The organism is Actinoplanes rectilineatus (assembly GCF_000962825.1).
GTDB classification, from domain to species: Bacteria; Actinomycetota; Actinomycetes; order Mycobacteriales; family Micromonosporaceae; genus Actinoplanes; species Actinoplanes rectilineatus.
The window spans coordinates 20506-32371 of sequence record NZ_JZKF01000098.1 but is presented as its reverse complement, the minus strand read 5'-3'; the positions used below and the strand labels follow the sequence as shown (position 1 = coordinate 32371).

Below are 11866 nucleotides of genomic sequence, written 5' to 3'. Positions count from 1 at the left end.
CCACGGTCTGCCCCGAACCACCTACACCACCGTCGACGACGGCCGAGCCCACCCAGCCGTCGCCAGTGGCTCTACGCGGCCCACAAAACCACCACCAGCAACGGCCGGACGACCCGAGCCGCCACCCACGGTCGACATCCGCACCCCGACCAACCACCACCGACGGCCGACTCCCCCCAACCGACACCCACGACAATCCCGGCCCACACCGCCTACAACCGGATCAGCCGACACCCTCGATAGCCACTCGCGTCAGTAAGCAGAGACGAGCAAAACCACCACCAGCGACAGCTACGCAAACGCGGCGGTCGATCGCGAACGCCGGCCCCTCAGGAACGACAGCCGTTGACGGCTACGGCCCGAGCTACCTCCACAGTAGAGATTTTATTTGCATCATTAGATGCAACAAATCGCACCGGGCATTTCGAGCGACGACTAATAATCATTTCATGCGGAATTCCTCTTCGCATGAAACGGAGAACCCACCCCATGAGCCACCGGGCGTCGAGGGCGGGCGGCGGCCCGGTCCAGGACGGTCAGGGGCGTGCGGCGGCCCGGTCCAGGACGTCGTCGGCGGGGCAGCGGCCCCGGAAGACGTAGCGCTCGGTGAACTCGGCCACGTCGTCGCGCAGTTCGCGGGAGACCCCCAGGCGGGCCAGCGCGCCGTAGGCGGCCATGAAGCAGTCGCGGGCCGCGGCGGCCAGGGTCGTGTCGGTGAGGGCGTCGCGGGCCGCCCGCTCCCAGAGGCGGGGTTCGGCGCCCAGGTGGGCGGTCGCCTGCCAGGCCTCGTCGGCGGCACGCGGGTCGTCGATCAGGGCGGCGGCGACGACCGCGGGGATGCGCCAGCCGGTGCCGGGCTGGCGGTCGGCGACGTCGATCTCGAGGTGGCCGCGGGCGGCGACCGGCGGGCGCAGGGCGGCGAGGTGCCGGTCGACGTCGTCGGGGGTGAGGCGGGCGCCGGCCCGGATCGCCTGGCGCAGGGTGCGGCCGGTCGCGGTCGGGGCGTTCATCGCATGGGCAGCCCAGGAGCGGGCCGGATCGCTGGGCAGCGAACCGCCGCCGAAGAATGAGCCACCAGCGACGGCTGAGCCACCGTCGACGGCCGAACCGCCGAGGATGGCTGAGCCACCGTCGACGGCCGAGAAGCCGTCGACGGTAGGGGAATCGCTGAAGGGTGAGCCGACGACCGGCGGCAGCACGGGAGTGTCCCGGCGCAGGGACTGCCGGACGCTGCGCCATCCGGTCGGCCGCCCGTGACGCAACGGCGCGTTCGCGAACGAGGCCGCCAGCACCGGAGCCAGTGTGTGCGCCAGCGCCCACCGATGGTCGATCCCGAGTGGCCCGCCGCCGTCGAGTCCCGCCTCCAGGCCGACCCGGATGCCCGCGGTGGCGGTGCCGAGGGCGTGGGCCGGGCCCTCCGGGTGGGCGGTGTCGGTGGCCTGGGCCAGCACCGTGAGGCCGTGACCCTCGACGACGCGGCCGGCCGCGGCCAGGTCGTCGGTCATGCGTTTGAGGGCGACCTCGATGCCGGGCGACGGCGGGCCGCTGACCACGAGCAGGCGTGGTGACCGGGTGTCGAGGAAGCCGTGGCGCAGGGGGCGCCGCCCGGTGGGCGCGCAGGCCGGGTCGAGGAGCAGGTCGACGGCGATGCCGACGAAACCGGGCAGGCCGGAGCTGAAGGCGCGTGCGGCGATGAGGTCTTCGGCGGCCTGCTCGGAGAGTGTCACGCCGCCGAGCATAGCATTCCTATCTGCGCAGTAGGAATAACCTAGGGGTCGGGATCAGGGGAACCGCCGGAGCCGGGCCGGGGGTCGTACCCGTACGGTCACTGCATGTCATCTGTCCAGGCGGCCCTGCTCATTCTCGCCCTCGCGGCGATCGTCCTGCTCGGCCTTCTGGTCGCTCAGGGCCGCGCTCCGGTGCGCAGCCCGCTGCTGTTCGGCGCCGGCGTCGCGCTGATCGTCGTGAAACCGGCATTCTTCCTGTTCTCCGCGTTGCTTCTGGTCGCCGCGCTCGCCCCGATAGGCACTATCCTCAGTGGACTGCGTGTCGAGAGGCGGGGGAAGGCATGAGCGACCCACTGGACACCGGGCGGCCGCACCCGGCCCGTGTCTACGACTACCTGCTCGGCGGCAAGGACCACTTCGCCGCCGACCGGGCCGCCGCCGAGCAGGGCCTGCAGGCCAACCCCAACGCGGCGACCGCGCCCCGGCAGAACCGGGCGTTCCTGCGCCGCACGGTGCGGATGCTCGCCGAGGCCGGCGTCGACCAGTTCCTGGACATCGGCACCGGTCTGCCCACCTCGCCGAACGTGCACGAGGTGGCGCAGGAGGTGCTCCCGGCCGCCCGGGTGGTCTACGTCGACTACGACCCGCTCGTCCTCGCGCACGCCCGCGCACTGCTGACCAGCACGCCCGAGGGCCGCACCGGCTACGCCGAGGCCCGCCTGCAGGACGGCGTCGCGATCCTGGAGCGGCCCGAGGTCCGCGAGATCCTCGACCTGGACCGGCCGGTGGCGCTGCTGCTCTACGCCGTCCTGCACTTCGTGGACGACGCCGACGACCCGTATGCCACGGTCGCCGCCCTGATGGGCGCCCTGCCCCGCGGCAGTCACCTGGTGATCTCGCACATCACCGACGAGCACGACCCGCAGTCGTGGGCCAGGTTCGCCGCGATCATGCGAGGGCAGGGCATCACCACCCGCCTGCGGGACCGGCTCGACGTGGCCCGCTTCTTCACCGGCCTCGACCTGCTGGAGCCGGGCGTGACGCCGATCCTGCGCTGGCGCCCCGACGAGGTGAGCACCTTCACCGACGCACAGGTGGCACTGTTCGGCGGCGTGGGACGCAAACGTTAGACACGTTTCGTGGTCAGGGCGCGAATCCCGTCCGCGTGGTGACCTCAGCCGCGCTGGGCACCCGAAGTCACCACACCCGTCGTGGCGTGGTGATTACGGGCGCGATGGACGCCCCAAATCACCACACCCGCCGTGGCGTGGTGATTCCGGGCGCACTGGGCGCCCCAAATCACCACACCCGTCGTGGGGTGTGGTGATTCCGGGCGCGTTGGGCGGCTGAAGTCACCACGCGGACCCTGACGAAACTTGTCTAGACCTCGGTGGTCAGCTCGTACACCTCGGTGGTCGGGTGACCCGCCCTCTCGTGCACCCGCATCACCGCCTCCTTGCTCGGCCCGGTGCTCAGGCAGAACACCTTGCCGGCCTCCGGGTCGAGCCACGCCCGCTCGAAGTGCACCCCCTCCTCGCCCTCGATCTTCAGGTCGGCCTCGTGCGCGGCGTTCAACTGCTCCGCGGTGACGCCGACGAACCCGTCGTGCACGTCCATGAACCTGGCCATCGTCCGGCCCTCTCCGTCGTACCGGTGACTGACCAGCTCAGCGTGCCCGCCCGGAAGCCGTCGGACATCGGTCACAACACCTAGGAAGCCGCACCGCGACTCTTACAGTGCGATGGTGACGCTGAGTAGCCCCGTCCTGATCGGACGGCGTGACCTGCTCGAACTAGCCGGCCGTCGGCTCGCCGGGGCCGCCGCGGGCTCGGGCGAGCTGCTGTTCCTGGCCGGTGAGGCCGGCATCGGCAAGACGCGCCTGCTGCGCGAGATCAGCGTGCGCGCCGCGGCGGCCGGGTTCGCGGTGATCGGCACCGCGGCCACCCCCGGCGACGTGGAGATCGCGGCCGGGCTGCTCAGCGATCTCGGCGCCGGTCTGCGGCGGGACCCGGCGACCGCGCCGACCGGCACCCGGATCATGCAGCGGCTGCGGGACGGCGCGCGCGGCGACCCGGACCGGCACCGGCGGCTGCTGGTCACCGACCTCACCGAGATGGTCGAACGGGTGGCCACCTGCACCCGGCCGATGCTGATCACGTGTGAGGACCTGCACTGGGCCGACGACCTGACCCTGGACGTCCTCGCGCGGATGGCGCTGCGGGCCCGGGCGCTGCCGCTGCTGCTGGTCGGAACGTACCGCAGCGACGAGCTGTATCCGCGGGTGCCGATGCGGGCGTGGCGGGCCCGGCTGCTCACCCAGCGTCACGCCGAGGAGGTCCGGCTGACCCGGCTGAGCCGTACCGACACCGCCGAGCTGGCCGCGGCCATCGCCGGCACGCGCCTGCCGGCCGCCGAGACCGCCGCCGTCTTCGCCCGCAGCGACGGCATTCCGCTGCACGTCGAGGAGTTCCTAGCGGCCGCCGACGGGGTGCCGGACACCCTCGCCGACGCGGTGCTGTTCCGCGCCGAGCGGCTCGGCCCCGCCGCCCGGGAGCTGGCCGGCGCGGCGTCGGTGCTGGGCCGCTCGTTCGACCTGGACCTGCTGATCGCGATCACCGGCGGTGCCCCGGCGACGATCGACGCGGCGCTGCGCGAGCTGGGCGAGAACTTCTTCGTCCTGCCCCGGGCGGACGGGACCGGGTTCGACTTCCGGCACGCGCTGATCCGGGACGCCCTCTACGCCGACCTCACCCCGCTGCGGCGCCGGGAGCTGCACGGACGGGCCGCCGCGGCGGCGGCCGACGCCGGGTTCGCCGCCGCATTCGTCAGCGACCAGTACGAGCGCGCCCAACGAGCCAAGGACGCTTTCCCGTACGCGATGACAGGCGCCACCGAAGCCGCCCAGCTCTCCGCCCACCAGGAGGCGGCCGAGCTCTACCGGCGGGCGCTGCGCACCGCGGACCCGGCCGCCGACCGGGCCGCCCTGCTGTCCGCGCTCGCCGCCGAGCTGGCCGCGATCGACGAGAACGACGCCGCGGACCGGGCCTACGCGGAGGCCTACCGGCTGCGGCTGGACCGGGACGAACCACTGGCGGCCGCCGCCCTGCTGCCCGAATGGGTCGCCGTCCGGCACCTGCTCGGCGACGGGCTGGACCGGCGGGTCGAACAACTGCGGGCCGGGCTGACACTGGCCGCGGGCGACGACGGCATCCGGGCCCGCCTGCACGGGGCGCTCGCGGCGGCGTACATGCTGGATCGGCGGTTGACCGAAGCCCTCGCCGACGGCGAGCGTTCCCGGGCGCTGCACCTGGCCGAGGACGACGACCGGGACACCACGATCGGCGCGGTGCTGCTCTTCCTGGGGCGTCTCGACGAGGGGTACGCCCTGCTGGAAGCCGTGATCGACCGGGCCGCCGCGGCGCACCGGGAACGCCAGGCGGCCCGCGCCCACCGGATGCTCGGCTCGTCCGCCTCGGTGCTGGTCGAGTACGAACGGGCGGAACACTGGCTGACCCGCGGCATCGCCTACGCCGACCGCGCGGAACGTTTCAACGACCGCCACTACATGGCCGCCCACCTGGCGCACGTCCGCTGGGCGACCGGCGACTTCACCGGTGCCGAGGCGCAGGCCCGGGCCGCCCTCGCCGACGGCCGCGGCGGCATCACCACCCGGATCACCGCGCTGCACGTGCTCGGGTTCTGCGGGCTGGTCACCGACCCGGCCGGGGCGCACGCGGCACTGACCGAGGCCGCCGCGCTCGGCGAGGCCATGCACGAACTGCAGCGCGTCTCGCCCGCCTGGTGGGGGCTTGCCGAACTGGCCCTGCTGGGCGGCGACCACGCGACGGCGCTGGCCTGGTGCGAACGGGGTCACGCGGCGTCCGCCGGAGTCGGCGATGCGGCCTACCTCTACCCGTACACGGTGACGGGTGTCCGGACGCACCTGGCCGCCACCGGACCGACCGCCGCGAGGGACTGGCTGGCGCGGGTCTCCGGGCTGCTGACCGGCCGCGGGATTCCCGGCACGCTGGCCGCCCTCGACCACGCCCAGGGCCTGATCCTGCTGGCCGAGGGACAGACCGGCAAGGCCCGGGTGGCGCTGGAACGCGCGTCGCAGGCCTGGTCGCGGCGGCGCAGGTTCTGGGAGGGCAGCGCGGCGCTGCTCGACCGGGCCCGCTGCGCGCACCGCTCGCGACGCCCGGCCGAGGCCGCCGCGCTGGTCGCCGAGGTGCGGACCCGGTGGGGTACGCGCACGCCACCCGCCCTCTGGCTGGCCGGCACCCCGGCCGGTGAGCAGACCCGCCCGGTCCCGTTGACGGCCCGCGAGATGGAGGTCGCCCGGCTGGTGGCCGCGGGCCGCACCGACCGGGAGATCGCCGCCGCGCTGGTGATCTCCCCGCGGACCGTGTCGGCGCATCTGGAGCACATCCGTACGAAGCTCGGGGTGAGCCGCCGCACCCAGATCGCCGGCTGGCTGGCGGCGTATCCTGCTGCGGGTGAGCATAGGCAAAGGTGACATCGCGCCCGACTTCGAACTGGCCGACCAGGACGGCAACCCGCGGCGGTTGACCGATCTCCTCAAGGACGGGCCGGTCGTCCTCTTCTTCTACCCCGGTGCGATGACCAAGGGCTGCACCGCCGAGGCGTGCAACTTCCGGGACCTGGGCGCCGAGTTCCAGGCGGCCGGCGTGCAGCGGGTCGGCATCAGCAAGGACACTGTCGCGAAGCAGAAGGAGTTCGCCGACGCCAACACCTTCGACTATCCGCTGCTCTCCGACCCGGAGATGACGACGATCGCCGCCTACGGCGTCAAGCGCAAGCTGGCCCTCGGCCCGCTGAGCACCAAGCGGATGACCTTCGTGATCGGCACCGACCAGAAGATCATCGAGGTGGTGCACAGCGAGCTGGACATGAACCAGCACGCCGCCGAGGCCCTGGCCGCGGCGACCTCTTAGGGCCGTCTTAGCGGGACGTTATCCATCGAGGCGCGAGAGTTCGCGGCATGTCAACACGGCGCATCTCCGTCCTGGCGGCCCTCGCCCTCACCGTTCCCCTGGCCGCGGTCACCGCCCCGGTGGCCGCCCAGGCGGCCGGCTCCAGGTTCTGCGAGGGCGGCAGCTACACCGTCCTCGGCAAGACCGGCACCAAGGACCGCTTCCGCGGCACGGTCGCCGCCCCCGCAGGCCGTTTCACCGTCCAAGGTAAGTACACCCAGTTCAGCATCGACCCGGCGACCTTCGCGATCTACGACTACGCGTTCACCGGCAAGGCCAACGTCGGCGACATGACCGGCGGGAAGGCCACCCCGGTCTACGCGAGCAAGGTGCCCGACCACCGCGGACTGGCCCTGACAAGCACGATCAGCCTGGAACTGCGCGACGAGGGGCTGACCGTCTCCCGGACCGGACCGTCCGGCCTGACCATGAAGATCCAGGCCAAGGACTGCGCACAGGGCGGCATCTTCCAGATGGAGGCGGCCCGCGGCGACGGCACGGCGACCCGGATCGTGCACACCCTGGCCGACAGCGCCTTCTACTACGACAACCCCAACTTCCGCGCCGAGCTGGGTGCCTGGCTGGGCTCGGCGTGCGTCTCCCCGGCTACCGGTCCGGCAGCGACCTATTGTGTACGCGTGACGCCGCGCGTCAACATCGCCAGCGACACCGCACCGGCCCTGGTGCTGCGTGACAGTGCCCAGGTGGCGACCCGGGTCGCCCAGCCGCAGTGCGGACCCGACTTCACCAACACGCTGGGTCTGTCCGAGACGAAGGACCACTGCGGCGGCGTGAGCATCTGGGACGTGGCGAGCGGTGGCCGGATGGGCATGGTCACCGGCGAGGACGCGACCGAGGTCGCCAACCCGCCGACCGTCTGCACCACCGACTGCCAGGCGGAGAACGGCGTCAACGGCCGGCTCGCCACCCTCGGCTTCCCGTCCACGGTCCCGGCCGGCAGTCGCCTCACCCCGCGCGCCTGACCGTCACCGCCGGTGGGTGGTTCTCCTCACCCACCGGCGCGAGACCGCTACTGATAGATCCGGCTTTGCCGGATCTTCGCCTGCTCGAGAAAGAACCGGTATTCCCGGCTCGCCGAGAATCTTCCCGCCAGCACTTCGACCGTAATACCGGACTCCCTGAGCAGAAGACCGCGCAGAAGCCCCCGCGGCCACCTCGAGATCGACGTCACCGACCGCCGGCCCGGCACCGGCTGGCGCATCCCCGCGGTCGTCGCCGCCGCCCGTTCCTGACACCCCTGCCCCTCCCCGATCCGTGACCGGACCGTCGCCGGCGTCCCCCCTCGTGGCGTCGCAACAGCCACTACGGACGGCTCCGCCGACCCGGCCGTCATTGACGGTCCATTCGCGAGCCGAAAACAGCCGCACACGACGGCCCACCGACCCGAGCCGTCGACGACGGTCCCCCGCGCGGCACCGAAGCAGCCGCAACCGACGGCTCAGGCGAGCCGGCCGTCGGTGATGGTTCCTCCACGAGGCGGGTGCAGCCGTGGGCGACGGCTGAGCCACCCCAGTACCACTCAGCTCAAGTTGATCATGATTCCGCCAAGGGCTTTGTCTGTGCCAGCATCCTCCCGCAGGAGTTGCCGCCGCTGCTCGCGCTCGCCGGCCCGCTGCTCCCGCTCGCCGGCCCGCGGCTCGTCGAACGTTTCGGCGGCTGGTCCCGCGGCCCGTTCAGCGCCGATGCTCCACTCCAACTGTGCGTCCGCGAACCCGTCGCCGATCAGTCCGCGCAGACGTCCGGCAGCGTGCTCACCCGGATCCGCAGCACCGCGTCCGTGCCCAGGGCCTGCCGCGACAGCGCGGTCACTGTCCGGCCAGGCCGAGGATGACGTCCATCGCCTTGCGTTTCTCGGCGACGGTGGCGCCCAGGCGGCCGTCCGGGATGATCAGCTCGTCGAGGCCGATCGCCCGGTACTCGGCGATGGTGTCGGCCAGCTTCGCCGGGGAACCGCCGATCACCGGCGTCGACAGGCCCTCCGGGAGCGGACCGTCGACCACGGTCGTCGCCTGTGCGGTGCGCTGGATCGACGCCGGGTCGCGGCCGACGTCGGCGCAGTGCCGGTCCAGCACGGCCGACTTGTGGGCGATCAGGTCCGGGGTGCCCCAGGCGTTCCACATGTCGGCGTGCTCGGCGACGACCCGCAGCATGCGTTTCTCGCCCTTGGCGCCGATCAGGATCGGCAGCGGATCCTGCACCGGCTTCGGTTCGCAGACGGCGTCGGTGAGCTGGTAGTGCGTACCGTCGAAGGTGGTCTCCGGGTCGCGCAGCAGGCCGCGCAGGACCTGCAGGGCCTCCACGAAACGGTCGATCAGTTGTTTCGTGGGCGGTAGCTCCAGGCCGTACTGCGCATGCTCGTTGATCTGCCAGCCGGCGCCGACGCCCAGGGTGAAGCGGCCCCCGGAGATCTGGTCGGCGGTGGCCGCCATGTTGGCGAGGACGGCCGGGTGCCGGTAGGTGTTGCCGTAGACGAGCGTCCCGATCCGCACCCGCGGCACGGCCGCCCCGAGTGCCGCCACCAGCGAACCGGCTTCCAGGACCGGGTGGTGCGGGTCGAAACCGGCACCGGCGTTGGGCATGAAGTGGTCGGCGATCCAGACGCCGTGCCAGCCGGTGTCGGCCGCGTGCCGGGACACTTCGAGCACGTCGGTCCAGGGTTGTGCCGCGCCGGGCCAGATCGAGATTCGCATACGGTCACCCTGCCACGGAGCGCTTCTTCGGCGAGATCGGGTAGCGGCCCAGGCCGAGCGCGGCCCGCATGGTTCCCACACAGTGGTCGCGGGCCAGGTCGACGCGGGCCCGGCCGTAGTGTTCCTCGAGGTTCATCTCGGCGTCGGTGGTGCGCACCGGCTTCTGCCAGGCTTTCTTCATCTGCTCGCCGACCTCGGCCTTGGCCTCGTTGGCGAGCAGCCGGTAGGCGGCGGCGACCCGCGGTGCCTCGATGTCGAGCAGCGCCTGGTGGTAGGCCAGCCGCGAGTAGATCCGGCTGACCTCCTCGGTGAGTTTCTGCCGCGCCTCCGGGGTGCCCGAGCGTCGCCGGATCCGGTAGGGCATCTCGGCGTAGTCCTCGACGACGCTGAGCGCCTCGCCGAAGGCCTGCGCCCGGCGTTCGCGGCGGGCGGCCTGCCGGTTCAGGGCGTAGGTGAGCAGCGCGGTGAGGGCGGCTCCGAAGATCGCGATGACCGGCGCGAGCACCGCCGTGGTCTGAGCGGTCGTCCAGGTCATGCGGCGTGCACCGTCCAGGGGCGTCAGATCTGGTGAAGGACGTCGATGATTCTCGCAACCTGGTCCGCGTCCCATTGATCCGGCCCCGGCCCGAACAGCCGGTTGATGCCGTTCTGGCAGTACAGCCCGTCCAGTTCGTCCCGATGCTCGCGCAGCCAGCCGAGGGCACTGCGATAGGAAACAAGATTAAAAACGTTGTCGGGTACGTTGTAAAGCAGGCATTCCAGCAGGTAGGAGGGCGCGGGGACGCCGTTTTCCACACGTGCCCTCTTCGCGGCCCGGACGGCCTGCTTGAACCGGCCGCCGGTCCGCAGATCCTTCGCGTCGCCGTTGCGGCGGTGCTGCTTCGGAAAGTTGACGATCGGCAACCCGTTCTCGTCCCGGAAGAACACACCACCCCGGTGTTCGGTCGCCACGAGAACGTCGACCATCTCCCCGAACAGCGAATCGGGTTCGTCGACGTTCAGGCAGCGGCGCCCCATGCGTACCCGATAGGACTTTCCCATGGTGGTGAGAACGTCGTCGCGGAACTCCTCCCAGCCGTAGCCGGGATCGTGCGGCCCGGTGAGCATGAGCACCAGGTCGATGTCGCTGGTGTCGTCGAGAGCGGTGCCATTGGCCCGCGACCCCTGGACGAAGATCTCATATCGCCGCGTATCGAGCAGTGTCGACCGGCCCAGCGCGTCGCGCAGTTCCTTCTCCGCCCAGGGGAGCCAGAACTCCGAACTCCGGAGCGCCATGGTCATGACGCAATTATGCCGCGCCTCGCGAGGTCGACGGTGCGACGGGCGTCCCACCAGGCGATCAGGGCCGTGGGCAGGCGGGGTGACGGGATCGGAGCGCCGTTGCGGCGCACCCGCAACTGGTCGATCAGCCAGCGCGGAGCGTGGGCGCGCTCGATCGCGACCGATTTGGACAGCAGTTCGCCGGTGGCCAGGGTGTGCCGGCCCCGGGCCATCGACGTCAGGCCCAGGTCGGCGATCACCGGGTCGAGCCAGAGCCACGGGCGGCGGGCCGCCCACGCCCAGTAGCCGGTCAGTTCGGCGCGGGCCGCGGCGCGGACGTCGTCGTCGGTCATCGGGGCGAACACCGCCGCCGGCGGGCGCCCCAGGACCGGGTAGCCGTGCCGGACCAGTTCGGCGCGGGTGACGCCGGACAGGATGCGCTGCACCATCCGCCCGTGGGTCCAGGTGGGGTGGCGCAGGTCGGATTCGGCGGCCCGGGCGGCGTCGACGTACACGCAGCCCAGGTTGAGGCCGTCGGCGATGCCCGCGTCGAGGGTGCGGTGCAGGGCGGCAAGGACCGCTTGGCGGTCGGGCCCGGCCGGGCCGTCGGTGAGGGCCACCAGGTCGAGGTCGCTGACGCCGGGGATCCAGTCGCCGGTGGCCAGTGATCCGGCGACCATCAGGTCGGTCACCCAGCCCAGGTCCGCGAGCAGACCGGCGAAGGCGGGCACGGCGGCGGGCGGCGGCGACATCACGACGCCAGTCTATGGATGGGCTTCCAAGACCACCGGGCGACGGCCCTCGAGGGTGTGGGCGGCGTGCACGGCGAACCGTTCGGCGACGGCGATGGCGGCGAGCACGGTGGCGCGGCGTTCGCCCGGGTGGACAGGGCGGCTGGCGGCCAGTTCGGCGCGGAGCCGGGCGAGGGCGGCGATGCACTCGTCCAGTGAACCGATCACCTCGTCGTGCACGTCTTCTCCGAACGGGGAAGCAGTGGGCCGCAGCGATGCGCGGCGGCCCACCGAAGTCACTTCTTCTTGTCCTTCTTCTTCTTGTCCTTCTTGTCCTTCTTCTTCTTGGCCATGACGGTTCCCCCTTCCCCGGCTCAGCGTCGAATCGCTCCCGATGCTATGCGACACGGTAACTACACGTGAACTTTTCACTACAGACAGGT

The 11866-nt window shown here is 71.8% G+C and carries 13 protein-coding genes; 6 read left to right on the top strand and 7 right to left on the bottom strand.

What is annotated here, in order from left to right; genetic code table 11:
• Positions 1-536: 536 nt before the first annotated feature.
• Positions 537-1727: a glutamate-cysteine ligase family protein gene (locus tag WH85_RS53460; RefSeq protein WP_245674296.1), complete on the bottom strand. Its 1191-nt coding sequence runs from the start codon at positions 1725-1727 to the stop codon at positions 537-539.
• A gap of 105 nt (positions 1728-1832) precedes the next feature.
• Here WH85_RS53460 and WH85_RS39975 point away from each other — a divergent pair, with 105 nt between their 5' ends.
• Both WH85_RS39975 and WH85_RS39970 read left to right on the top strand, forming a co-directional pair.
• Positions 1833-2072 carry a hypothetical protein gene (locus WH85_RS39975; RefSeq protein WP_045747372.1) on the top strand — a complete coding sequence of 80 codons (240 nt, stop codon included), beginning with the start codon at positions 1833-1835 and terminating at the stop codon, positions 2070-2072.
• Entirely contained in the window at positions 2069-2857 is a 789-nt protein-coding gene (locus WH85_RS39970) for an SAM-dependent methyltransferase (protein ID WP_045747371.1), read from the top strand. The genes WH85_RS39975 and WH85_RS39970 overlap by 4 nt, the downstream gene beginning before the upstream one ends.
• A gap of 250 nt (positions 2858-3107) precedes the next feature.
• Here the strand turns inward: WH85_RS39970 and WH85_RS39965 are convergent, their stop codons facing one another.
• On the bottom strand, positions 3108-3356 hold the full coding sequence (locus WH85_RS39965; RefSeq protein WP_045747376.1) for an SCO4226 family nickel-binding protein: 249 nt from the start codon (positions 3354-3356) through the stop codon (positions 3108-3110).
• Positions 3357-3471: 115 nt separating this feature from the next.
• On the opposite strand from WH85_RS39965, the gene WH85_RS39960 reads away from it, so the two are divergent.
• The 4 genes from WH85_RS39960 (at position 3472) to WH85_RS49485 (ending at position 8573) form a co-directional block, all read left to right on the top strand.
• On the top strand, positions 3472-6243 hold the full coding sequence (locus WH85_RS39960) for a helix-turn-helix transcriptional regulator (RefSeq protein ID WP_169792557.1): 2772 nt from the start codon (positions 3472-3474) through the stop codon (positions 6241-6243).
• Positions 6224-6682: a peroxiredoxin gene (locus WH85_RS39955; protein WP_045747369.1), complete on the top strand. Its 459-nt coding sequence runs from the start codon at positions 6224-6226 to the stop codon at positions 6680-6682. The genes WH85_RS39960 and WH85_RS39955 overlap by 20 nt, the downstream gene beginning before the upstream one ends.
• A gap of 47 nt (positions 6683-6729) precedes the next feature.
• Entirely contained in the window at positions 6730-7704 is a 975-nt protein-coding gene (locus tag WH85_RS39950) for a hypothetical protein (RefSeq protein ID WP_045747368.1), read from the top strand.
• 620 nt (positions 7705-8324) lie between these two features.
• Positions 8325-8573, top strand: coding sequence for a hypothetical protein (locus WH85_RS49485; RefSeq protein WP_169792556.1), 249 nt, complete (start codon positions 8325-8327; stop codon positions 8571-8573).
• Here the strand turns inward: WH85_RS49485 and WH85_RS39940 are convergent.
• From WH85_RS39940 to WH85_RS39920, 5 genes are read right to left on the bottom strand one after another with little or no spacing between them, the layout of a single operon-like run.
• Positions 8548-9432 (bottom strand): TIGR03560 family F420-dependent LLM class oxidoreductase, encoded by an 885-nt coding sequence (locus tag WH85_RS39940; protein WP_045747366.1) that lies wholly within the window; start codon positions 9430-9432, stop codon positions 8548-8550. The genes WH85_RS49485 and WH85_RS39940 overlap by 26 nt on opposite strands.
• A 4-nt stretch (positions 9433-9436) precedes the next feature.
• Positions 9437-9967, bottom strand: coding sequence for a hypothetical protein (locus WH85_RS39935; protein WP_045747365.1), 531 nt, complete (start codon positions 9965-9967; stop codon positions 9437-9439).
• A 23-nt stretch (positions 9968-9990) separates the two neighbouring features.
• The gene (locus WH85_RS39930) at positions 9991-10713 is read right to left on the bottom strand and encodes a nucleotidyltransferase domain-containing protein (protein ID WP_157411515.1); all 723 of its coding nucleotides are present in this window, start codon (positions 10711-10713) and stop codon (positions 9991-9993) included.
• A complete protein-coding gene (locus tag WH85_RS39925; protein WP_045747363.1) occupies positions 10710-11444 on the bottom strand; it encodes a nucleotidyltransferase domain-containing protein in 735 nt (244 codons plus the stop codon). Before WH85_RS39925 ends, WH85_RS39930 begins: the two co-directional genes overlap by 4 nt.
• A gap of 12 nt (positions 11445-11456) precedes the next feature.
• Entirely contained in the window at positions 11457-11663 is a 207-nt protein-coding gene (locus WH85_RS39920) for a hypothetical protein (protein WP_045747362.1), read from the bottom strand.
• Between the last annotated feature and the right edge of the window lie 203 nt (positions 11664-11866).